Source organism: Cumulibacter soli (genome assembly GCF_004382795.1).
Taxonomy (GTDB): domain Bacteria; phylum Actinomycetota; class Actinomycetes; order Mycobacteriales; family Antricoccaceae; genus Cumulibacter; species Cumulibacter soli.
The window spans coordinates 290651-314586 of record NZ_SMSG01000005.1 but is presented as its reverse complement, the minus strand read 5'-3'; the positions used below and the strand labels follow the sequence as shown (position 1 = coordinate 314586).

The 23936-nt window shown below is 65.6% G+C and carries 17 protein-coding genes and 2 pseudogenes; 10 read left to right on the top strand and 9 right to left on the bottom strand.

The features are described from left to right. Both E1H16_RS12875 and E1H16_RS12870 read left to right on the top strand, forming a co-directional pair. On the top strand, positions 1–1974 hold the full coding sequence (locus E1H16_RS12875; RefSeq protein ID WP_134324274.1) for an acetyl/propionyl/methylcrotonyl-CoA carboxylase subunit alpha: 1974 nt from the start codon (positions 1–3) through the stop codon (positions 1972–1974). Then, complete coding sequence (locus E1H16_RS12870) at positions 1971–3740, top strand: acyclic terpene utilization AtuA family protein (protein ID WP_134324273.1); 1770 nt, start codon at positions 1971–1973, stop codon at positions 3738–3740. The genes E1H16_RS12875 and E1H16_RS12870 overlap by 4 nt, the downstream gene beginning before the upstream one ends. 56 nt (positions 3741–3796) lie before the next feature. Here the strand turns inward: E1H16_RS12870 and E1H16_RS12865 are convergent, their stop codons facing one another. The 3 genes from E1H16_RS12865 to E1H16_RS12855 form a co-directional block, all read right to left on the bottom strand. Beyond that, positions 3797–5131: a hypothetical protein gene (locus E1H16_RS12865; protein ID WP_134324272.1), complete on the bottom strand. Its 1335-nt coding sequence runs from the start codon at positions 5129–5131 to the stop codon at positions 3797–3799. A gap of 364 nt (positions 5132–5495) precedes the next feature. Further along, the gene (locus tag E1H16_RS12860) at positions 5496–6881 is read right to left on the bottom strand and encodes a TIGR01777 family oxidoreductase (protein WP_134324271.1); all 1386 of its coding nucleotides are present in this window, start codon (positions 6879–6881) and stop codon (positions 5496–5498) included. A 160-nt stretch (positions 6882–7041) separates the two neighbouring features. Then, positions 7042–7833, bottom strand: a complete 792-nt coding sequence (locus E1H16_RS12855) for a TIGR03084 family metal-binding protein (protein ID WP_134324270.1) — start codon at positions 7831–7833, stop codon at positions 7042–7044. 330 nt (positions 7834–8163) lie between these two features. On the opposite strand from E1H16_RS12855, the gene E1H16_RS12850 reads away from it, so the two are divergent. Together E1H16_RS12850 and E1H16_RS12845 are read left to right on the top strand one after the other, a co-directional pair. Beyond that, positions 8164–8925: an enoyl-CoA hydratase family protein gene (locus E1H16_RS12850; RefSeq protein WP_134324269.1), complete on the top strand. Its 762-nt coding sequence runs from the start codon at positions 8164–8166 to the stop codon at positions 8923–8925. A gap of 279 nt (positions 8926–9204) precedes the next feature. Beyond that, positions 9205–10293: an AbrB family transcriptional regulator gene (locus tag E1H16_RS12845; protein ID WP_134324268.1), complete on the top strand. Its 1089-nt coding sequence runs from the start codon at positions 9205–9207 to the stop codon at positions 10291–10293. Between the two features lie 809 nt (positions 10294–11102). Here E1H16_RS12845 and E1H16_RS18805 read toward each other — a convergent pair. Continuing rightward, a complete protein-coding gene (locus E1H16_RS18805) occupies positions 11103–11405 on the bottom strand; it encodes a hypothetical protein (RefSeq protein ID WP_243837848.1) in 303 nt (100 codons plus the stop codon). Between E1H16_RS18805 and E1H16_RS19050 the strand changes: the two genes are divergently transcribed. After that, on the top strand, positions 11376–11606 hold the full coding sequence (locus E1H16_RS19050; protein ID WP_424948527.1) for a DUF559 domain-containing protein: 231 nt from the start codon (positions 11376–11378) through the stop codon (positions 11604–11606). The genes E1H16_RS18805 and E1H16_RS19050 overlap by 30 nt on opposite strands. A gap of 166 nt (positions 11607–11772) precedes the next feature. On the opposite strand, the gene E1H16_RS12835 is transcribed toward E1H16_RS19050, so the two are convergent. Beyond that, positions 11773–13224 (bottom strand): hypothetical protein, encoded by a 1452-nt coding sequence (locus E1H16_RS12835; RefSeq protein WP_134324266.1) that lies wholly within the window; start codon positions 13222–13224, stop codon positions 11773–11775. Between the two features lie 112 nt (positions 13225–13336). Between E1H16_RS12835 and E1H16_RS12830 the strand changes: the two genes are divergently transcribed. Next, positions 13337–14944 carry an AMP-binding protein gene (locus E1H16_RS12830; RefSeq protein ID WP_134324265.1) on the top strand — a complete coding sequence of 536 codons (1608 nt, stop codon included), beginning with the start codon at positions 13337–13339 and terminating at the stop codon, positions 14942–14944. A gap of 89 nt (positions 14945–15033) precedes the next feature. Here the strand turns inward: E1H16_RS12830 and E1H16_RS12825 are convergent, their stop codons facing one another. The 3 genes from E1H16_RS12825 to E1H16_RS12815 form a co-directional block, all read right to left on the bottom strand. Continuing rightward, positions 15034–15861, bottom strand: coding sequence for a crotonase/enoyl-CoA hydratase family protein (locus tag E1H16_RS12825; RefSeq protein WP_134324264.1), 828 nt, complete (start codon positions 15859–15861; stop codon positions 15034–15036). 83 nt (positions 15862–15944) lie between these two features. After that, on the bottom strand, positions 15945–16607 hold the full coding sequence (gene deoC / locus E1H16_RS12820) for a deoxyribose-phosphate aldolase (protein WP_134324263.1): 663 nt from the start codon (positions 16605–16607) through the stop codon (positions 15945–15947). Between the two features lie 96 nt (positions 16608–16703). Then, positions 16704–17465 (bottom strand): SDR family NAD(P)-dependent oxidoreductase, encoded by a 762-nt coding sequence (locus E1H16_RS12815; RefSeq protein ID WP_134324262.1) that lies wholly within the window; start codon positions 17463–17465, stop codon positions 16704–16706. A gap of 128 nt (positions 17466–17593) precedes the next feature. Between E1H16_RS12815 and E1H16_RS12810 the strand changes: the two genes are divergently transcribed. Continuing rightward, positions 17594–18004 (top strand): DUF5709 domain-containing protein, encoded by a 411-nt coding sequence (locus E1H16_RS12810; RefSeq protein WP_134324261.1) that lies wholly within the window; start codon positions 17594–17596, stop codon positions 18002–18004. A 9-nt stretch (positions 18005–18013) separates the two neighbouring features. Next, positions 18014–19492, top strand: coding sequence for a lipase maturation factor family protein (locus tag E1H16_RS12805; RefSeq protein ID WP_243837847.1), 1479 nt, complete (start codon positions 18014–18016; stop codon positions 19490–19492). 60 nt (positions 19493–19552) lie between these two features. On the opposite strand, the gene E1H16_RS12800 is transcribed toward E1H16_RS12805, so the two are convergent. Continuing rightward, positions 19553–21826 (bottom strand): penicillin acylase family protein, encoded by a 2274-nt coding sequence (locus E1H16_RS12800; RefSeq protein ID WP_134324260.1) that lies wholly within the window; start codon positions 21824–21826, stop codon positions 19553–19555. Between the two features lie 190 nt (positions 21827–22016). Between E1H16_RS12800 and E1H16_RS19045 the strand changes: the two are divergent. Next, positions 22017–23279, top strand: a pseudogene (locus E1H16_RS19045) (DUF222 domain-containing protein); the annotation flags it as partial. Positions 23280–23370: 91 nt separating this feature from the next. Next, a pseudogene (locus tag E1H16_RS12790) lies at positions 23371–23898 on the top strand (HNH endonuclease); the annotation flags it as partial. Positions 23899–23936 lie beyond the last annotated feature (38 nt).

Sequence of the window (23936 nt, the reverse complement as noted above, 5' to 3'; positions counted from 1 at the left end):
ATGTCCCGAATTTCGTGCATCCTCGTCGCCAATCGCGGCGAGATCGTTTCCCGTGTCGCACGTACCGCCGCTCAGTTGGGTATCCGCACGGCCGGTGTGTACGCCGCCAGCGACGCCGACGCGCGCTATCTCGATGATGTGGACCTGGCGATCGCGCTCGGTGATGACCAGTCAGCGTCGCCGTACCTATCCATCGAGAAGATTCTCGATGCCGCACGCCAGGCCGGCGCGGACGCCGTACACCCCGGCTACGGATTCCTCGCCGAGAATGCCGATTTCGCACGCGCCGTCATCGATGCCGGACTGACCTGGATCGGTCCAAGCCCTGAAGCCATCGAGAAGATGGGCGGCAAGATCGGCGCGAAAGAGATCGCCGCAGCAGCAGGCGTTCCGGTGCTCGATTCGGTCACGGTGACCGAGGACGTCGCAGCCTCAGTCACCGCGATCAAGGGCCTGCAGCCACCACTGTTGGTCAAACCATCCGCCGGCGGCGGTGGTAAAGGCATGGTCCGTCTGGACTCCCACGACGGGCTGGAAACAGCCTTGGTGGAAGCCGCACGCGGCGCGGCATCAGCGTTCGGTGACGGCACGTTGTTTGTCGAGCGCTATCTGGAAGGCCCGCGTCATGTCGAAGTGCAGGTCTTTGGTGATTCGTCCGGGCGGGTAATCCACCTCGGCACCCGCGACTGCTCCGTGCAGCGCAGACATCAGAAGATCATCGAGGAGGCGCCCGCCCCAGCGACTAACCCGGCCACTATGCGCGATGACATTTGCTCGGCTGCAGCTGCGTTGGCTAAGGAGATCGGTTACGTCGGCGCCGGAACGGTCGAGTTCCTCGCGTTCGACGATGGCTTCGCGTTCTTGGAGATGAACACCCGCCTACAGGTAGAGCACGCGGTCACCGAGGAGATCACCGGCATCGATCTCGTCGCACTGCAGATCCTGGTTGCTTCGGGCGAACCCTTGCCCTCCTGGTTCGACGCCGACGCCGACAGTCTCGCTGCGGGCTCTTCGGTCGAAGCACGCATCTATGCCGAGGACCCGACGAACGACTACCTACCTTCTCCCGGCGAAATCACGCATTGGTCCGTACCCGAGATCGACGGCGTGCGCTGGGAGATCGGCGTCGAGACAGGCAGTGTGGTCAGCACTCGCTACGACCCGATGATTGCCAAGGCGGTGGCGTACGCCGAGGACCGCCCGACCGCACTGGCGCTATTGCGTCAGGCGCTGTTGGGTGTCGAAGTTGCCGGTGTCAAAACCAACATCGGTCAGTTGGTGGCGATTCTCGGCGACGACGAGTTCGTATCCGGTCCGGTCGGAACCGATTATCTGGACCGCCGCGGTTCGCTCGTTGATTCGCCGGCCAGCGCTGAGGACGTACGACTCGCAGCAGTCGCCGCCGCGCTTACCGAATTGCTCTCGGGGGCTCCGGGGCCGAACTCCTTCGCGCCGGTCGGATTCCGGAATCTACGCAGCCTGCCGATCACCTCGAAGTATTTGGTGGACGGCGAGGAGATCGTCGTCGATCTGATCCCGCAGCGCGACGGCACCTGGTCATTGGTGCGTGATTCCGCGGAGACGTCGGTGCGTGTGGCGCGCCGACGAGATCATGCAATATTCCTGGAGATCGACGGCGTACGGCGCCGGTTCGCTGTTATCGCGGGAAAGCAGACGGTCGTGCATTCGCCTGGCGGCGTCGTCGTCTTGTCACCGGTAGCGGTGATCGGCGGCGAGGACGACGCCGAGGGCGCTGCTGGCAGCGTTCTGGCACCACTGCCTGGTTTGGTGGTATCGATCGACGTGCAGGTCGGCGATGCGGTCGAGGCCGACCAGCCGCTGATCGCCCTCGAGGCGATGAAGATGGAGCACAAGCTCACCGCCGGCGGCTCCGGGACGGTGAGGGAGATCTACGTGAACGTCGGGGATACCGTGGACTATCACGATCCCCTCGTCCTGGTGGAGGAGTCATGAGTCGACAGTTACTGCGCGTCGCGAACTGCAGCGGTTTCTTCGGCGACCGCCTGTCGGCGGCCCGCGAGATGGTTGACGGCGGCGATATCGACGTACTGACCGGTGACTGGCTGGCCGAGTTGACGATGATCATCCTGCGACGCCAGCAGGCGAAGAACCCGGACGCCGGATTCGCTCGCACCTTTATTACCCAGGTCGAGGACGTCTTGGGCACCTGTATGGATAAGGGCATCAAGATCGTCTCGAACGCCGGCGGGCTGAACCCGCCCGGCGCGGCCCGCGCCTTGGAGAAGGTCGCCGCGAACCTTGGGCTGTCACCGAAGATCGCGTACGTCGACGGTGACGACATCCTGCAGCGCGTGCCCGAACTCATCGCCTCCGGTCAGCTCACTCAACTCGACGGGGGCCAACCCGTCGATCTCGATGGGCGTACGCCGCTGGCAGCGAACGCCTACCTCGGTGGCTACTCGATCGCTGAGGCGTTGAACCGGGGTGCCGACATCGTGGTGACCGGGCGCGTTACCGACGCTGCGGTCGTCGTAGGTCCGGCCGTCTGGGCGTTCGGCTGGCAACGTTCGGACTACGACAAGCTCGCCGGCGCGATCGTCGCCGGGCACGTTATTGAGTGCGGCGGGCAGGCCACCGGCGGCAACTTTTCCTTCTATGACGAGGTTGCCGACTATCGGCGCCTAGGCTTTCCGCTGGCCGAGATCCGTCCGGACGGGTCGTCGGTGATCACCAAACACGCCGGCACGGGCGGGCAGGTCACCGTCGACACGATCAAAGCGCAACTGTTGTACGAGGTGGGCGGGCCACAGTATGCGAACCCGGATGCGACCGCGCGACTGGACTCGATCCAGTTGCGACAGGACGGGCCTGATCGCGTGGAGATCTCCGGCGTACGCGGCGAGGCCCCGCCCAGCGGCCTGAAGGTGTCAATGGCCGTCGAGGGCGGATATCGCAACCAGATGCTGATGGTTCTCACCGGCGATGATCCCGAAGGTAAGGCGCGGGTTGCCCAAGAGGCCATCTGGGACATGATTCCCGGCGGCAAGGACGCCTACGAGCGGGTCGAGGTCGATTTGATCGGCAACACAGCCGCCGATCCCGAGTCGTTCGGCGCCGCGAACACGATCCTGCGGATCGCCGTCGCCGACCGTGACGAGAAACTGGTAGGCCGCGCGTTCAGTGGGGCGGTGATCCAGACCGGGCTGTCGAGTTATCCGGGCCTGTTCGGCACCTCACCGCCCGGTGGCGCAACGTCGTACGAGACGTACATCCCGGCGGTGGTCGCCGCCGGTGTCGTATCGGCACACGGACAGATCGGCGACGAGTCGTTCACACTGCCGGAGAGCGGCACGATCTCCTCGCTCGAGTTGGATCCTCCGTCGTACGACGAGGGCACGTTGACCACCGCTGATGGCCCAACGCGGCGCGTGGCCCTGGGGACGATCGCCGGCGCACGGTCCGGGGATAAAGGCGGGCACGCGAATGTCGGCGTGTGGGCGCGCAGTCAGGAGGCGTTCGACTTCTTGAACGAGCACCTGAGCACCGCGCGGGTGCGTTCGCTCTTGCCGGGCTGTGCCGATCTGCCGATCCGGCGGTATGTGCTGCCGAACCTGTGGGCGGTGAACTTCATCGTCGAAGGGTTCCTCGGAGACGGTGTGTCCTCATCGTTGAGGTTTGATGCGCAGGCGAAGGGGCTCGGAGAGTTTCTGCGGGCACGGCACTTGGATGTCCCGGAGTCGCTCCTACCGGGCGCGTGATCTCAACCAGTCTATCTCCGACGCACCTACCCGATCGGCCCCAGCGGCCCGTCGGCCTACCCGACGGGCCCAGCCCTCTCGCTCCGTCTGGACTGCCTAGCCGCGTCAATCGTGGTAAGTCCGCTGCGGCCGGTGAGGTGCATTCCGGCGGTCTCCGCTTCCGCTAGGACCTCGCTCGACCAACTATCGAAGCTGTAGACCGAGACCGCTACGCCGCGCTCGACGAGGTCGAGCACGACCTGTGTGAGACCCGGGTGCGCAGCGACTGCAGGTCCCGGGTCGTGCCGCGCACTGGCGCCCACGAGGGTCAATTCCTTCAATTGAGGGACCTCCAGCAGGATCGATCCGTCACAACCCACGAGGCTGATCGACAGGGACTGCACGTTGATCTCCCGCAGCACAGTGAGGTCAACGCCGTCCATCGGCCCGGCCAGGCGCAATGACCGTAGACCTGACAACGGACGCAGCCAGTCGACATTCGCCGGACCCACCGGTTCGTTGAACTGCACGTCCAGCGAGGTCAGAGTCGAGCAGTCGCGCAGCGGCGTGAGATCGGTCTGACCGGACTTGTTGTCATCGATGACGACCCGCAGCGACCGGAGTCCGTCGACAGCATCGATGCCATCCAGCTTGGTCACGATGCCCAGGTCGAGATGTCCGAGCGCCTCACTCGGGCGGAACATCGCGGCCGCGAACTCGCGCTCGTCGAACCCGTGCCAGGCGCGCTTGAGCTCCTCAAGCATCGGGTCCGTGGGCTTATCGGTCGCATACTGCTTGATCACCTCGAACGCGGCCGGCGTCCCCAGCTGCGCTAAGGCCCGGATGGCGGCGGCCACCATCGCGGCCTTTTGCTTCGGCTTCGGCGCGAGGATGCGCGGGTCGGCGTCGGGGTGGTCGCGCAGCCAGGCCTTGACCTTGCCCACCGACGCCGGTCCGGCGAGCTCGTTGCCGGATGCCGCGGGCGCAGCCTCAGCCGTAACCTGGGGTTCAGCTGCGCGGCGATCAACGGCCTTCTTCGTACCGTTGCGCAACTCGCGGACCCGAGCGGCGACGTAATCACCGCTGACGCCCGCTTCGATCTCGTCAATAACGCTCGCATCGCTGCGAGCCGCGAGCACGAATACCGCCCATGCCCCGAACAAGGTGTCATCAACCAACTTCTGCATCGTCGAACCGCGGACGACGTACGCCGCTGCATCGCACAACGCAGCGCTGAAGTCGAGTTTCGCCAGACCTTTGAGCACGCCGGGAAGATGCGAGTATCGCTGGAGGCGCTTTTCCAGCGCATCAATCTCGGCGACCGCGTCGTCTCCGCCGATTTCTGCAGTCGTGGCTCGCAACCGCCGCATCAGGTCATCCGGGTGCCGGTTCGACAAGTCATAGATCGACACAGAAACTCCTACCCTCAAACATCAGCGCCGGCTGATCGTCCATCGGCGCGCACCGACAATACACAGGGCACAGCGCGGTCTCGCTGGGCACGGAGCCGACAAAACCGCGCACCGGCGGATTCGATACAGGTCACCGACGCTGAATCGAGACACCACGAGCGCGTAGCGGCTGTAGCTGGCCGCTTGCCGACGCAGCGGGATACGGGTTCGCGCCCGAGCGCGGCAGCCCCGACGATGACGGCGCGTCCACCCAGGTGTCTCTCGAGCCTGACCTTTGCGAGGCGTATCCCGCGGCATACCGGCGATCGCGTTCCGGTAATCGCATTCCGGTGATCGCGTTCGGGGTCCGGTTATCGCATTCCAGTCATCGAGCGAGGGTGTGGCCGAGTGCGTCGATGAGTTCTGGGTAGCCGAAGCGGTAGCCCGCGGTCTCGATCTTTTCCGCGGACATCCGCTGCCCGGCCATCACGAACTCGTCTGCGCCGTCAGCTCCGAACAGCATCGCCGGGCCGATCCTCGGCACCTTCAGGAACGCCGGCCGATGCAGTACGTGCGCGAGTGCGTCGGCGTACTCGGCGTTGCGGACAATTCCAGGTGCTACCGCGTTGATCGGGCCTTCGAGATCCTCGTGCATGGCAGCGTGCGCGTAGATGCCGACGACATCCTCGAGCGCGATCCACGGCATCCACTGGTCCCCACTGCCGAGCGGGCCACCGGCACCAAGGCGGAACAGCGGCGCCTGAATCCCTAATTGTCCGCCAGCCGCCGATTGCACGATCCCGGTGCGCACGTTCACCACCCGTACGCCGGCGTCCCGGGCTGGTTGGCAGGCTGCTTCCCAGTCACGACAGAGATCCGCGAGGAATCCGTCTCCGGGCGCGCGGTCCTCGGCGAGCACTTCATCGCCGGGATTTGCGCCGTAGTAGCCAGAGGCAGATGCGCTGATCAGCGCGCGACGGCGGCCGTCGTCCGCCAATGTGGCGAGCGTGTCGGCGATGAGCCTCGTGCCATCGATCCGGCTGTCGCGGACGGCCTTCTTATGTTTGTCGGTGAAGCGGCGTCCAATCGGGGCGCCGGCGAGATGGATGACGACGTCGACGTCCCGTAACTGTTCGGCGTCCAGGATGCCGCGAGCAGGATCCCAGGCAATGTCGCCGCCGCGCGCTTCAGTCCTGACGACCCGATGTACGTCGTGCCCGCCACCTCGCAGGAAGGCGACGAGTTGGGTGCCGACCATTCCGGTAGCTCCGGTGACCGCGACGGTCTTGGGCGTCGTGTGTCGCGAGTGGAAGTCGAGGTCAAACGCCAATTGACGATCGCGGAATGCCCACATCCGGGACAGTTGCTGCAAGGCCACCCGCTCGCCGATCTTTGCAGCGGGCCCGATGGCTGGCGCCGGAAGTTCGAAATCAACCTCGTCTCGGATCATGGTGCCGTTGGCGGGAGCGTCGATGAACCGATGCGTGTGGTGCCAGGCCTTCATCGGCCCGCCGATCATCGAATCCTCGAACTTCGCGGGTGGGTCGTAGCCGGAGTGCTGCGCCGTACATCGCAGCCCGGCGGCGCCCACTGTGCCTGGTATGGCCAGTCGTAGTACGGCGACCGAGCCGTCCCGGATACCCTCAGTCGGTTCCTGCACGACGCGAGCCAACGACGGCGGAGTGAGGCGCACAAGCGCACCCGGCCGTTCATGCCAGGCGAAAACCTGGTCGCGCGGGTAGGGCAGAGTCAGTTCGTGCTCGAAACGCATACGTCCGATTCTGCGGCAATTTCGCGAACAGGCGCGCGTCGAACCGGACGTTCTAACGTTCCGACGTTCCGGCGTTCCGGCGCCTCGGGATTGGCATGGGCGGCCAGCCGGGGCTCGTACCCAGCTGACCGACGGCTCCATCTTTGTTGTGCCGAGTGCGTTACGACTTCGGGAACTGACCCGGTCGGCGGCCACCTCCGGGCGGACCGGCGAACGCCTGCGCCTTGTCCAGGAAGTCATCGGCGAGCGGGCCCTCAGCCGTCAGTGAGGTGTCCGCACGGTGACGGCGTTGCGTAACCAACAACGCCATGTCCAGCGCGCTGCCGCGGATCACGTCCGTATCGCTGTCCCCGAACGTCCAGGTACCGCCGTCCGGACCGGTCAACTCGAGGCGGACGTCGCCCGCCGGCAGATCAAGGCCACGATTTGCGTACGCAAACGGGCGAGCCTTGTAGCCGATGAACAGCACATGCTTGAGTCGATCCGAGGGCGCCCGCTGGATGCCGACTCCGTCGCAGATGTCTTGTCCGTGGGCCCACGTCTCCATGATCCGGGCAGTACAGGCGGAGGCGATGCTCATTGGGGGTCCGTACCACGGGTAGCGCTTCGTCGGATCGGCGTCACGAAAGCCCTGGTACATCGCATCGCGTCCGTCTTTCCACTTCTGCCACAACTCTTCGGCGGGAAGTGCGACGAGGTCCTTGGCAACAGTATTGACGTAGTCGGCATCGGCCTTGCGGTTCAACTGGCTTTCGGAGAACGCATCGGCGTCCGTGACCGCGAGCGTGACGGCGCCGTCGAAATAGGTCAGGTGCGCGACCTGATCGGCCACCTTCCATCCCTCAGCCGGAGTGTCCGTCTGCCAGGCGGCGGCGTCGATCTGCGCCAGCACCCCGTCCACGGACTCCTGCTCGGCGCGCAAATCGGCGATCAACGACTCGATGTCTGCCATGTCGCTCTCACTCCCTCGAAGTTGACGTTGGCATCAACTTATCGGCCACCGGCAGGATCCGCCAAGCGGCCAACGGTTACGCCGTCGCGACCGGGACTGTGTCCGAACCGCCGATCATGTCCTGAATAGCCGGGTCGTTATGCCCTCTGGGCCGGGACAGTGCCGCCAGCGCGAGTCGCGCTCGGCTGTTCCCGCCAGCAGCCACGGTGCGGTGCGCGGTGTCCGGGCGCGATGCATTGCGTGTTCCCTGGCTCCTGTGCGCACTGGGTTTCCCCGGCAGCGGCGAAGAACTAACGTACGACGTAGTCGCCGACCGATCCAGGAGAAGTTATGCCCGAACTCGTGCACCTTGATATCGCCAACGGCGTCGGAACGATCACTCTAGATTCGCAGGAGAACCGCAATGCGCTGTCGGCGCAATTGATGGACGAACTGCTCGCGCACCTGCGGACCTGTGAGACGAACGCCGAAGTTCGAGTCATCGTCATCACGCACGCGGGCAAGGTCTTCTGCGCTGGCGCCGATCTGAAAGCCGCAACGAGCGGCACCGGGATGAACTCCGGGGCGCAGATGGTCGCGATGCTGCGGTTGATCGCATCGCTGCCGAAGCCCGTGATCGTGCATGCCCGGGGTGCTGTCCGCGCGGGCGGCCTCGGAATCGTCGGAGCGGCGGATATCGCGTTGACCGTCGATGAGCAAACCTTCGCATTCACCGAAGCCCGGCTCGGGGTCACGCCGGCGATCATTTCGCTGACGACGCTTCCGCGGATGGACCAGCGCCTCGCGTCTCGCTGGTACCTCACCGGTGAGACCTTCACCGGGCGCGACGCAGAGGCCGCCGGGCTCATCAGCCGCGCGGTGCCTGCCGATCAGCTGGACGCCGTCCTGCAGGAGACCATCGACGGGCTGCTGATGGCCTCGCCACAAGGCCTGGCGAAGACGAAGGAATTGCTCAGCCGGGATCTGGTCGCGCGGATCGATGAGCAGGGCGCCGCCATGGTGACGCTGTCGGAAGGATTATTCGCCTCGCCGGAAGCTCAAGAAGGGATCATGGCGTTCCGCGAAAAGCGCAAGCCCACGTGGCAGCAGTAACCGTCTCTGCCACCATGCGCTGCGTCGCGTAGCGCTCGCCCGGACCAACGCACCCGCTCGCCTACGTAGACCAACGCACCGGGTAATGGTCACTGCCTACGTAAACCATCGCTTCCGCCTCACCCGCCCGGACCCACGCACCGCACAGCACTTGCCCGCCCGCCGGAACAACACCACCCAGCACCTGCGCTCCTGGGTGGGCCGATCCACCGCACGGCGACTGCCCTGCACCTGCCCGCCCGTGTGGACCGCCGTATCGGGTAGTGGAACCATGGCCGGGTGACCCGGGACCGACGACGAACGCTCGCGACGTGGCTGATCGCCATCGTCGTCGGCGTCCTCGTCGGGTTCGGATTGAACCTGCTCGATGTCCCGTCACCCACGTTGTTCGGCGGGCTGGTCGCGGGCTGTGTCGTCGCGCTCACGCTGGACAATCCACCGCAAGTTGGTCGCCGTACTACCCGAGTGTCGCAGGCCGTGATCGGGACGATGATCGGCGCAACCGTCACACTTCCAGCACTGCAACGGTTGGCGTCCGGCTGGTTCGTTGCCGTCGTCGTTACCGCCGCGACGCTCGCGCTCAGCATCGCGGGCGGATTCCTGCTCGCACGGCTCGGCAAGATCGGGCGGCTGACCGGCGTCCTGTCGATGATCGCCGGCGGCGCCGGCACCCTGACCTCGATCGCGCGTGAACTCGGCGGTGATGACCGGGTGGTCGCTGTCGTGCAGTACGTGCGCGTCCTGCTGATACTCGTCACTCTTCCCGCCGTCGTCCTGCTTGTCTTTGGCGAACACACCGCCGCACCGTCCGACGTGGACACCGAGTTGTGGAGCAGTCTCGGGTTCACCGTGCTCAGCGTCGGGGTGGGCGCGCTGATCGGTTGGGCAATCCCGATCTCCACGTTCTTCTTGCTCGGCCCAATGGCCGTGTCAGCGGCGTTGGCGATCAGTGGCTGGTTCGGCCCGGTCGAAGTGCCCGGGCCGATCGTCGCGGCCTGCTTCATCCTGCTGGGATTGCAGGTCGGACTCCGCTTCACCAGGGCAAGTCTGAAGTCAATTGCCAAGTTGCTCCCGGCCGCCGTCGTGCTGATTGCCGTCGTCGTCCTCGGCAGTGCGCTGTTGGGCTGGGTGTTGGCCGCGACAACCGGAGTCAGCGCATTGACCGCGTACCTCGCGACTACGCCAGGCGGACTGCCCGCCGTACTCGCGATTGCCGCCGACTCACACGCCGATGCGACGTACGTTTTCGCGGTGCAACTGGCACGACTGCTACTCGTGCTGCTAATGGCGCCGTTGCTGTCGAAGATCCTCGGCCGCGAGGACCTGACCGAACCAGATGACTCCGCCGAAACCTCCTCAGCTCGCTGAACCAGCGCGTCGGCACGCCATTTGCTGAAACGCGACGGCCTCTGCGACTCGCTGAAGACCCGTCCGACCTCCCATCCGCACCTCGCTAACGCCGCGACGTCCCCTCCCGCACCTCACTAAAGCCACGCCACATCCCGCCCGCATCTGGGCAGCGCGCAACTCGCCGAGGCTGTGAGGCACCTCTGTCGAAGTTCGCCGGGGCGGTTCCGCATCCCCTCCCCAATAACGCAGCAAAATCGCCTATGCATCGCCTAGAGAACGATGCCCCTCCGATTTCGCTGCGCTTTTTGCAGCAATCCTCGGTCTGCTAGCCCGACGAGCGACACATAGCACCATGACGCGTCTCCCGTGTTCCTTGTCCACAGGTAATCCACAGATTTCAACTGCACTGGGTCGAATCGCCGTTCTCCGGCCAGATTGGGTCCATGGATCTAGATTTCGCGATCAGAAACAGTTACGGGGTCTTGCGTGCTGGCCTTCTCTGTCAGTCCGGAATGTCGCGCTACGACATTCGCAAGGCGGCGAACGCGGGCACTCTGCACCGTCTCCGGCATGGCTGGTACGCAACGCCCGACCACAACGCGGATGTGGCAGCGGCCGTGCGAGCCGGCGGCGTTCTTAGTTGCATATCGGCTCTGAAACTGCACGGCGTCTGGACCCCAGAGCACACGCGAGTTCACATGCGTCTGACCGACCACGCCCAGTATCGGGGCGGCAGGTCGACGACCAAATCAGACGCACTGCAATGTGGCCAACACTTGGGCGACCTGCGACCAGCCCGCGCTGTCGATCCGTTGATGGTTGCCTTGTCAGCGGCATCGGGATGCGTCAGCGACGAAGAGCTCGTGGCAATCATCGATTCGATGCTCTACCAGCGCAAGTGCGTGCTCGGGGACGTGCGGGACGCGCTCGAGGGTCGATCGATACGAGTCCGAAGACTCTTGAATTTTGTAGACGAGCGCGCCGAGTCGGGGACTGAATCCGTTGCTCGCTATCGCTTGGCTCGGATCAATGTCAACGTACGACCGCAGGTCCGGATTCGAGGCTTGGGACGCGTTGATCTGGTCGTCGGCCAACGTCTGGTGCTCGAACTCGACAGCGTGGAGCACCACACCAACCGGCTAGCCTACGAAACCGACCGGCATCGCGACCTCACGCTCCACACTTTGGGTTACCTATGTGTTCGACTCACGTACCGCCAGGTGTTTGATCAGGGCGAGGCTGTTATGACCTCGCTGCTCACCCTTATCCGTCGCCGCGAGCACTATTTTCAGCACCGGCACAGGCGGAGGCGGAACCGACTCGCGGCGTAGACCGCCGTCACCACGCCCGATAGCGCCAAACACGCAGCGAAATCGGGTAGGCATCGCGCAGAGCGCGATGCCCCATTGTTTTCGCTGCGTTTTTGGACGGCCTCCCCGACGCGGAGGGAAACCCGGTCCCTGCCCTTGGCGGGGCGGGCTGTCATCCGCGGGGCAACTAGGACTTGGCGCGACCGATGCCTAGGACTACGGCCAGGCCGAGAGCTGAGCGCGGGTCGTACGGGCCGCGCCACAGCCCGCCGTGCACAGCTTTCGCCGCCTCCTCGCGCCACGGCACATCCAACGCCCGCGGGCCGGTGCTCAGATCGTGCACCAGCAGCGCCGCCATCAACGTATTGCTGGTGGACGGCGCGAATGCCTCCACGCCGAATCGATGCGCACCGGCGTACGCGGCAGCGAGCGCCCGATTCTTCAGTACCGATCGGGTGCGGGTCGGTGGCGCGACGAGCATCGACACCGGCAGTCCGTCGCGGCGCGCCACAGTGGCCCGCCACCGTTGGATCCGCTTCGCGAGCAAGTAGTTCGGGCCCTGCTGCAGCACCATGCTGTCGTTGAGCCCAGGCGCAGAACCGGGGGCATAGTTCCGGCGCAATAGCCGCCCGCCGCTGACAAGGCGCGCCGCGGGCCGAATCACCTTGGATATCCCTCCGGCGCGGTAAGCCTGCTCGCTGAACTCGACAACTTCGCGCGGTACGCCGAACACATCGGTCGGCGTCGCGAGGAACGCCAGTTCCACATCGTCCGGACGTTGCGACGCGAGCCAGGACGTGAGCGCGTCGACGGCCGCAGACAGTCGCAGGTTCACCACGCCGTCGGCGTACACATAATTACCCAGAACCAACGGGCCCGGTAGCGAAGCAAGCCACCCGCCGACCGCACCCACGTCGTGCAGCAAGTCGGCGCCCGCGCGCTGGTCCGCCGGCAGGTCGCCGTCGCGAACCGGAACCTGCAGCGTGCCGGCCGACTGCCGCGCCCAGGAGAAGGTCTCGCGCCACAGCTCGGGACGGGGAAGGTCGACGGCGGCCACGCTCGCGCCCCATCGCAGCAACGAACGCAGTGGTCCCATCTCGGACGACGCACCCAACACCGCCAGCGTGCGTCCGGGAAGCCGCAGCCAGTCCGGGTTCTGCTGCACCGCACGCACGGCGTCCGCGGCGCTCGGCTCCATCGACCCGCGGGCAACCCAGTCGTCCAGTTGCCGCCGCAGGTTCTCAGCGGCTAAGCGCTCGCCGCGGAACGGGATCGTTAGTTCGTGCTCGGGCTCGGCCGTCCCGGTCACTACTTCCGTGGTGTGGGTCGGCTCCGCGCCGAACGCGTGCGACAGCGCGTGATCAGTACCGTCCTCGGCAAATCGCATCCGAGCGTGCACCTCGGCCAGCCCGCGCCGGGCGATGTCCACGGCGGCCTCTTCGCCATTCAGCCCGGCCTCGAGTAGTCGGCGGAAATGTTCGGGGTACTTGCGGCGCCAGTCCGTCTCTCGCGCCGCGGCCGCCGACCCGATCGGGTCGGCGTGTGCCAGCGCCGCGCTCACTACCGCCCGACCGAACGACGTACTACTGCGCTTACCGTTTTCGAGCGGTACGACGACCCCGCGCGAGGTGTCCGCCATGGCTGCCTCCAGACACGCGGCGATCAATCCCAAACCGCTGTATGCCGACCCTAAACGAGCAGAACCCACCCCCGGTATTGCCGCGCGGTGGGCCGTGGTTTGAGATGGACGGATGACCGTTTTGTCTCACCTCAGCAACCTGGCCGAACACGATCCGTCCGCGACCGCCGTTCTGGAACCCGTCGGTGACGATCTCGTCGCGATCGACCGCGCCGCGCTGATGTCTCTGGCGCTGCGCCTACGCCGCGATCTGCACGACCAGGGTTTCGGTGAAGGCGACTGCGCCGCCATCTGGCTACCGAACTGGTCGTCGGCACTGGCGTGGCAGCTGGCTGTCGGGTCGCTCGGCGGCCATGTCATCGGCGTGAACACCCGCTATAACGTGCACGAGGTGACGCACGTACTGACGCTCGCGCGGCCGAAGGTGGTCGCGATCGCGGACGGATTCGTCGGGCTCGATCTCATCAATCGGCTTCGTGAAGCGGCGGCCGCAGCGGCGAGCACGGATGGCTGGCGCGCGCCGGCGGTGGTACCGCTGACCTCCCCTGGCGACGCCGACGTCGCCGATTCCGCGTCGTACGACGTGGGCGGCGGAGTGTGGCTCCCTTCGGCCGACACCCAGCCGCTCGGGCCTGACGAGTTATCTGAGCCGACAACAGACCAGTTGTATCTGGCCGTCACAACGTCCGGGTCGACCGGTTTGCCGAAGCTGGCGGCGCATAAGCAGGCGGCGACGTTGGAGATGATCCAGGCTGCTGGCCGCGCGATGATGGCCGGTCCGGGCGATCGCCTGTTGGCGGCGTTGCCCTTCTCCGGGACGTTCGGTTTTGTCGGCGCGTTCGGGATGTTGGCCGCCGGCGGCACGATCGTGCTGCATCCGTCCTTCGATCCCGCCGAAGTGGTCCGCCGCGTCGGCGCCGATGGCATCACTCATCTCGCGTTCGGCGACGACATGATGACGCGGGTGGTCGAGGTGGGTCGGGGGCAGGACCTGTCCAACCTGAAATGGGTCGGCATGGCTGACTTCCAAGGCTCGTCTCGCTCGTTGGCCCAGATGCTGGAGGAGCAGGCCGGGGCGCATGTGACTGGTCTGTACGGTTCGTCGGAAACCTTCGCGCTGTTGACCGTGTCCGGCCCAGAGATCGCTGCGCCCGAGCGGTGGGAACCAGGCGGCCGGTTGACGGTCGACTCACTGAACTACCGGATCGCCGACGGCGAGCGGGTAATCACCGACGGTTCGGAGGGCGAGGTCCAGTTCAAAGGTCCGCAGGCCGTCGACGCCTACCTCGGACAGCCGCATCAGATGGAGCAGAACTACACCGCCGATGGGTGGTTACGCAGCGGCGACCTCGGCCGCGCGATCGACGACCGCGCGTTCCGGTACGTGTGCCGGGCCGCGGAGGCGCTGCGGCTGAAGGGATTCCTGGTCGAGCCGGACGAGATCGCCAATCATCTCGCCTCTCACGAGGCCGTGGAAATCGCGAAGGTAGTCGGCGTACGCCGAGACGCCGGTGATGAAGCCGTCGGGTTCGTGACGCTCAAGCCGGGCGCCGCGGTGAACGGCGAGGAGTTGGTAGAGTACTGCCGCGCGTCGCTGGCGCGCTACAAGGTTCCGGTCGCGGTGTACGTCATCGACGAGATGCCGGTGACGACAGGGACGAACGGTACGAAGATTCGTGCGGCTGTGTTGAAGGAATGGGCCGCCGAACGGCTCGGGTAGCGGGGCGAGCCGTACGGCGAAAGGAAACGGGCGGGAGCCGCACTCATCGGTGATGGCGCGGCTCCCGCCCGCGGACAAACTGTGAGTCGTTAGCCGTCGTAGTCGGCGTACTTGGCCTCGCGCTTGCTCATTCCCGCAGTAACGGCCTCGACCTGGTTCGGCGTACCGATGAGGTCCTTGATCGCAACCTGCTCCTGATCGAATCCCTCTTCGAGGCTCGCGCGCCCGGCCATCTCGGTCAGGACCTTCGCGTGCCGGATCGCGTGCGGGGACTTCGAGGCGATTTCCTTCGCGAGCGCCATCGCGTCGTCGTACGGCGTCTGCGAGGTGTGCGTCGCAAGCCCGATGCGCTCGGCCTCAACACCGTCGACGATCTTGTGCGTGTAAATCAGTTCCTTGGCGACATCGCGGCGTACCAGACCGGCGAGCAACTGGGTGCCGGTCATATCGGGGATGAGGCCCCACTTCGTCTCCAGGAGCGACATCTTGGTATCGGGGTGCACGATGCGAATGTCAGCGGCGAGGGCGATCTGGCAGCCGCCGCCGAACGCAAATCCGTGCACGGCCGCGATGACCGGGACAGGCATGGCGGTCCACACGTGCGGTGCCTGCTGACCGGTCGCCTTCGCCGGGCCGATCGGATCGCGCTGGCTGACGGCGCGGATGGCGCCGCCCTTCATCGCCTCGAAGCGACCGAAGTCCAGACCTGCGCAGAACGCGCGGCCGTCACCGGAGATCACGACGGCGCGGACCTTGTTGTTGGCGGCGATTTCCTGGCCAACGGTGATCAACGCTTCGAACATCGCGTCGTCGAGGGCATTCATTTTGTCTTCGCGCACCATCCGGACGTCGGCGATGCCGTCCTCGGTGATGGTGTAGCGGACGCGGTCTTCGGTGCGGATCTGCTCGTCTGTCATGCGGCAATTATGACTGACGTGTCATCTTGTGGCCAGAGCAGTCCACGCTGCCGGACCGCGGTACGCCGCTCGCCACGTTCTGTTCAGCAGCGACAACCGGCGAGCACGGCCGCGGTGCCGGAGAGCCCGAGCCTGGTAGCGCCCGCGTCAATCATCGCGAGCGCATCGTCGTACGCGCGGATGCCACCAGAGGCCTTCACCCCAAGGCGATCGCCCACGGTCTCACGCATGAGGCGTACGGCGTCGACGCTGGCGCCACCGCTCGGGTGAAACCCCGTCGAGGTCTTCACGAAGTCTGCGCCGGCGGATTCGGCAGCGCGGCAGGCATCAACGATCTCGGCATCGCTGAGCGCGGCGGATTCGATGATGACTTTCAATGTGGAGTCCGGAACCGCCTCGCGGACCGTACGAATGTCGGTTTCCACGGCCTGTGGGTCACCGGCGCGCAACATACCGATATCAATCACCATGTCGATTTCGTCGGCCCCGCCGCGGACGGCCTCGGCGGCTTCGGCGGCCTTGATCGAGCTGAGGTGTTTGCCCGACGGAAATCCGCACACGGTGGCGACCAGCACCTCCCCCAACGGCGCGTCCACCGGCAGCATCGATGGGGACACGCAGATCGCGAATGTCCCCAGATCAACCGCCTCCGCGGCGAGCGCGACAATGTCGCCTTCGGTGGAATCGGTCTTTAGCAGGGTGTGGTCGACATAGCTCGCGAGTTGAACACGGCTGAGGTCGTTCATCTGGTCATCATCCCGGTGTCATCGACTGGACCGACACTATCCCAGCGGCCGGTGACCCTTCGATGTGGTCACCGGCCGCAGGAACTCGAACACCAGTTAGAAGATCGAGTAACCGCCGTCGATCACGGTCTGCGTGCCGGTCTGATAGGCCGCTGCGTCGCTGGCGAGGTAGACGGCGATTCCGCCGAAGTCCTCCGGGTTGCCCCAGCGGCGGGCGGGCGTGCGCGGCATGATGGCGTTGTTGAACTTTTCGTTGCCCTGCGAGCCCTCGGTCATGTCGGTGCGGATCCATCCGGGCAGGACGGCGTTCACGCGGATCTGGTAGCGCGCGAGTTCGACCGCGGAAGCCTTCGTCATCGACACCACGGCAGCCTTCGATGCGCCGTACGCGTAGTTGCGCGGGGTCGCGTCGAGCGCGGCGAGACTGGCGATCGTGATGATCGAGCCGCCGTTGCCCAGTTCGCGCATCTTGTCGCTGGCGGCCTGGATCGTCCAAAACGCACCTTCGAGGTTGACCGACAGCACCTTGTCGAAGTGCGCCTGATCGACGTCCTCAAGCTTCGTGCCCCCGGCGCCGACACCCGCGTTCGCGACAACGGTATCGAGTCCACCAAGCTCTTCGGCCGCGGCGGCGACGCCGGCGACGACGGCATCACGGTCGGCAACGTCGACCACGCGGGTGCGCAGCCCGAGCTCCGGGCGGGCAGCGGCGGCCTCGTCCAACTTCTCCTGGCGGCGACCCCAGATGATGACCTTTGCGCCGGCTTCGGCGAGCGAGGTGGCCATCGCGAGGCCGATTCCGGTGCCACCACCGGTCACCACGGCCCGCTTGCTGGACAGGTCAAAATAGTTGCTCATCGAGGAGTCCTTTTCGATCGTGTGCCCGCCACAGCTGCGGGCGTATGCTGCCTCGACCGTAATGGATTGGCCTGACGGACACGATCGTGCCACTCTCGATTCGAGCGCAACTCGCCTAAGATTCGTCCATGGGCACCGAAGATTACGGCGACTACAGCGTCGATGATGAGGACCAGCTGCAACGCGAGGACACCCTCGATGATCGCGGCGTGGACGACGCCCTCGACGAGGGGTTTGCCACCCGCGACGGCTGGTCGGTCGGGCAGGGCTACGGCAACACCGCGAATGAAGAATCGCGCGGCGAGTCACTCGAGCAGCGTCTCGCGCAAGAAGAGCCTGAGCCTGACGGCAGCGACTGGCAGGACGACGACCTGGACGATGGCGAGGTCGGCGGTCCACGATCCGGTCGCCTCGTCGCGCCGGACCAGGGGACCGGAGAAGACGAGGAGTCGTCGTCGATTGCCGATGATGTCGGGATCGACGGCGCGGCGGCCAGCGCTGAAGAAGCCGCCGTACACATCGTGCCGGATGACGAGTAACGGCGATGCATGATGCCGACCGGCCGCGGCGAGGCGCCGCTCGCTGAGTTGATGGCTGGCTCGCCACGGGGTGTGCTCGCGTCGACGTGGGCCGACGTGTCGGACGCCTGGTTGGGGCGCGCTGTACTCGAGCATGGCGTGGCGGCGCTATTACTGATAGCGCTGGCGAGCACTCTCGCCCAGTTCCCCGGGTTGCTGGGGGCACGCGGGTTGATGCCGGTCGAGCCGTTCCTGCGGCGTACTCGGTTTCGGGATCGCCCGAGCCTGTTCGATCTGCACTACAGCGACCGGTTCTTTAAAGTACTGTGCTGGGTCGGTCTGGCCCTATCCGCGGTGACGGTGATTGGACTGACGGCGCGCCTGCCCGCGTGGGGTCACTTGTCCGTGTGGTTGGTGATGTGGGCGATCTACTTATCGATCGTCAACGTCGGGCAGCGTTGGTACGGCTTCCTGTGGGAGATGTTGTTATGTGAGGCCGTATTTATCTGCGCGTTTCTCGGACCCGCTGCGCAGGAGCCATCGGTGTTCGTGGTCGCAGCATTGATCTGGCTGCTTATCCGGGTGGAGTTGGGCGCCGGGCTGATCAAGATCCGCGGCGGAGCCGAGTGGCGCAACGTGACTGCGTTGGACTATCACCACGAAACACAGCCGATGCCCGGGCCGCTGTCCTGGTACTTCCATCATCTGCCGAAGGTGCTGCATCGGGTCGAGACCGGCGCTAATCACGTCGTCCAACTCGTGGTGCCGTTCCTGCTGTTCGCGCCGCAGCCGCTCCGCTCGTACGCCGCGCTCGCGATGGCCGCGACGCAGTGTTGGCTGCTGCTGTCGGGAAACTTCGCGTGGGTAAACCTGCTCACGGTCTTCCTGTGCCTGAGTCTCGTCGCTGATTCCGCGATTGGATTAGAGGGCTTTCGCCCGGAGTTTGCGGCGCAACCTGGGTGGTGGCTCGTCACCGTGATCGTGTTCGCCGCCGTGTCGCTCGCGCTGGTGTGGCAACCGCTGCGCAATCTCGTTTCGCGGGATCAGAAGATGAATGCGCGCTACAACCCCCTGCTGTTGGGGTCGTCATACGGCGCGTTCGGGACGGTCGGCAAGCAGCGTCGAGAGATCATCATCGAGGGCTGCGCGGATCGAGGTGAGCCTTGGCTGGAGTACGAGTTCTACGGGAAACCCGGCGATGTGCGACGTCGCCCGCCGCAAGTCGCGCCGTACCACCTACGGCTCGGATGGCAGCTCTGGTTCGCCGCATTGTCGCCCCATTTTCGGGGCGCTTGGCTGGATCGGCTGGTGGTGGGGTTGCTGCGCGGTGAGCCCGCATTGCGGAAAATGTGCCGCGTTGATCCGTTCGGCGACACCCCACCGCGCTGGATCCGCGTGGTGCTGTACGACTATCGATTCTCCACGCGGGCGGAACGCCGCGAGGACGGCGCCTGGTGGGTTCGATCGAACCGCCGCGAGCTCTCCGCTCCGCGTCGCCTGGCCCGCTGACTGTCAGCAACAGTCGGGGGCGCCGCGTTGTTGCCCGGGCGCTCAGAGTTCACGTGCTCGTTAGGCGCGCTTGAGAGTGAGTCGATCTGCGTACTTCTCAATGGCGCTCCACGAATAGACCATCGGGAACATCTCTGTTCTGGACCACATCTCGTGCTGGTCATTGTAGTGCGGCGAGGCCGGATCCCCCGACGTGCCGCCAAACACAACCCATCGAGAGGAGTCCCAATCGCCTACATCGAAGGCATAGCGCGCTACTGATCCGGAGATCGTCCGGCTATCACCAGCCGCTCCGGCGCCCATCGCGAGCACGGTCTCGTTATCGCCGCCGAGCGCTGCCCCGACCGGATTAAGCGTGGCGCGCGCGTCCGGAAACGCGGTCGCGAGCGGGTGCTGCAGCGCGACTCGATGCCGCTCACCCCACGACAGCGGGTTTCCCTTGGCCGCGACGTTATCGAGCGCCTCGGCAGCGATCACTTCCCAGGTAGATCCGCCAAGTAGCGATCGGTCATCCTGCCGCACGAGGGTTGCGATGGTCCACCACAACTGGGTCACCGGCGCAAATCCCGGCGGCGGTACAGCGTACGCCGAAGAGGCGCTCTGCACGAGTCCGGTGCGTTCTGCCACGAGCCGCGCCATCTCCCAACGCAGGTCCGTATAGACGGTTGGGGCAACGTGATTAGGGAGCATCTGCGTGTCCCAGTCGGCGAGTGTGGCGGCGAGGTCGCGGCCAGCGGCGGTGGCCGGCTCGGCGCGTTCGGCGAGCGCTATGAACAACGGGGCGTTCAACGAGACGACGTCGGCGTGTATGTCGGCCATGTCAGCGATCGTGGCCTGCGGCAGGTCCGCCAGCCTCGACTGGATTCGTTCGAACCGCTGCGGCGGATGACAGTCGGTGGCCAGGTATCGGCCTGTGGCCGGATCGCTGTCGAGGACTCGGTTGTTCGCTGTGACCAGGAACCCGCGCTCCGGGTTCGCGAAGTGCGGCATGTCTTCGAACGGAATGACGCCGTCCCAGTCGTAATCGCCAGTCCACCCGGGAACCGGCAGCCAGCCATTAATCGGCCCACGCTTCGGCACGATGGCGCGGATCCGGTGCGCGATATTTCCACTGGTGTCGGCCGTGACGAGGTTGTGGTCGACCAGGCCCCACCCACGGACGGCGTCCAGCAATTCGGCGCTCGTCGTTGCGCGCATCATCGGCAGCATGCAGTCCAGCGAGTGGTCCGTGGGTTCGAACTGGATGGATCGCAGTGATATAGCCGTTCCCTTGGCTGGGTCGCCAATAACGAGCGGCCCGTGATGGGTGGCGTACACGTCGAACTCGACAGGTTTGCTGCCGCGGACGTCGATGGTCTCGATGCGGTGCTCCATCGGCAGCCACTCATCCTTGAACAGGTACCTTCCGCCATCGGCTTTCTCAATGTCGGTTTTCTCGATGAAGAGGTCGTGCAGATCCATGAAGGCGATCGTGACGCCCCATGCGACGTTTTCGTTGTGCGCGAAATGCGGGAAGCCGGGCGAACCCGGGATGGTGAAACCGATCAGGTCGAACTCGTCGCACGCGATGTGCTGCTGCGCATACATTCCCGGCATTTCGAAGGCGCGATGCGGATCGCCGGCGACGATCGGCCGCCCGGTCGCCGTCCGCGAACCGCTGACGCACCAGTTGTTGCTGCCACCACCGGTGTGTGTCGGGTCCTGGAGCGTCATCAGCGCCTCGATACCGGGGCCCAGTTCAGCGAGGTCGGCCGTCCACCGCGCTGCCCGCTCGCCCTGTGGGAAGACCAGCGCCTCATTGCCGCCGTCATCAAAGCGGAGTTTGGCGACGTCCGATGGCGGAAGGTGTGACAGCGCCGCAGCGCGCCACAGCTTATGCCAGATCGAGCCCATCAGATATCCACGCTGCCGCATCGCGGCGACGCCATGCCAGGGTTGCCAGCGTTCCGGAGCGCCACCGACGAGCGTGTACTCGTACGGCAGCAGGTCGTTGCTGGCGGCGTACTCGATCCACTCGTTCACGCCGTCGGCGTACGCCGTGAGCATGTCGCGGGCTTCGTCGGTGAGCGCGTCGAAGTCACGCCGCGAAGCGCCGGCCGCATCCAGTCGGCGGGCAAGTTTGTCGGCTTCGATGCCCTGCGGGCCAACCCATTCCGACCAGCGCCCAGACATCTGGCGGCGTACGGCGTCCATCTGCCATAGCCGGTCACGCGCGTGCAAGTACCCCTGGGCAACGAAAGCGTCATGCACGGTCGCTGTGCGGGCGTGCGCTATCCCCCACTCATCGAAGTAGATCTCGACCTGGCCGTCCAAGACATCGATGCTGAGCTCCATTCGCCGACCCTAGCAACGATTCGGTGACTTCCCGCGTGACGATGCATGGAAAAGCGGTCTTCCTAGACTCCGGCCTCGGGAACCTAACGGTTTGTGCCGTGCAGAACCTAGACGTCGCTCGTTGCTCGCGCCGATCTAGGAATCACCCGGACGATCCCGCCGGGTTCGGCGATTCGTGGTGGTTGTCAGCATGTTCAAGACCACCGCACCGGCCGCGACCTTCGTCCAGAGTTTGTCTGCGCGGCTGAGCAGTTGCGCCCGCCGGTCGACTGCCCTGAGCGTTTGGAAAAGTTGTCAGACCCGACCGATAGCGTCGATGCCAGTGGTGACGCTCGGTTGCCGCGCTACCTCGCTGGAGAGCGGAATGACGGTTCAACTTGATCGACCGATCGATGCGGTTCGCGACACGGAGTCGCGCGATGCTGGGACCGCTGCCGCAGATGCATTGGACTACGCCGCAGCCGTAGAGCTCGGTGCGCAGATCTCGGCTGGCGCGTCGAAGGTCGCGCGCACGACGGCGGCGTGGGTCGAGATGGTCGGCCAGTTCGACGCGCGCGGCGGAGCGTTCCAGATGTGGATGGACTCGACCGCGCAGTGGCTGGCGTATGCGTGCTCGATGAGCGCCGGCACCGCGCGTGAACACGTACGAGTTGCGCGGGCGCTACGCGAAATGCCATTGATCGCCGCCGCGTTCGGTGACGGGCAGTTGTCGTTTTCCAAGGTGCGCGAATGCACGCGCCTGACCGGAATGATCGACGAAACGATCCTGCTCGAAGGAGCGCGCAACTGGACCGCTGCCCAGCTCGAACGCGGCGTCCGCGGATTCCGCGCCGGACGCGCCGACCGGCTGGTCGCCGAGGAGCCGCGCCGAGTCACCACCCGTAATCACACCGACGGGACTGTGCAGATCACCGCGTATCTACCGGCTGAAGAAGCTGCTGCGGTCCTCGCGGCTCTGGAGGTCGCGGTCACGCGCTACCGGACATCTCAGCAGGCCGCCGAAGTCGCCGACGAGCCGACGCTCGACGACGCCCTCGCCGCGACGTCCAATGCTGATGGGTTTACGAATGATCCCGCGGACCCTGGCGACCAGGACCCGCCGCGATACACGCGCGCCGATGCGTTGCTCGATGTCGCCCGCGGTTACGTCGAATCCGGCACCGTCGACAACTCCGGAGAAGACCGCGACATCGTCGTGATCACCGTCAGCGCCGCAGATCTCAACGCAGCGTCGACGTCCCCACTCGCAGACCCGGCGCCGGATACGAGCCACGGCGTTCCCGCGGGAACGCTCGACCCCACACCCAGCAGCGCCGCGAGCCAGACGCTCCCGCCGCGGCCGACCGCGTGGATCGAAACAGTAGGACACATCACCGCCACCACTGCCGCCCGCGTGGCCTGCACCGGCCAGATCCAGACCGTCGTCACCAATCCGACCACCGGCGAGGTCCTGCGCCTCGGCCGCACGCAACGCCTCGCGAGCCGTCATCAGCGCCGGGCCATGATGGCCCGAGTGGCACTGCCAGCACCCCGGTTGCACGCGCGCGGTTCGCCTGCACGCCCACCACATCACCGCGTGGTCGCTCGGCGGCGACACCGACGTCGAAAACATGATCCTGCTGTGCCAGCATCACCACGTCCTAGTGCACGCCGGTGGCGTCACCATCACCAAACGCGCGAACAGCCGAGGTTACCGTATCACCCGAATCGGTGGCACCGAGATCACCGCTCAGCACCCCAGCCAGTACAGCCAGCAGCTCAACGACTTGGACGACCACCTCACGTTCGATCAGCAATTGCTGTCGGGCAATCTTGTCGAAGATGCGCGCATCCTGGAGCCTCAACCAGTGGCCCTCAACCCGAGGTCCCCTGCCGCACCGCTCACCGCAATCGATCCCGACTGGGACCTCCCCTCTGAAATGCAGTCCGTCCGCGAGCACACGAACTTCCACGACCGCGACACCAACGTCTATCCACGCTGGTCGGGCGCCCGTATCAGAGAATGCGATTACTGGTCCCTGCTTGAGCGCCACGCCACCTCACCTCGCACGAACCACGACGCCCGCTACTAACTCTTGGCGTTCCCGCGGGAACGCGAAGACGCGACCGG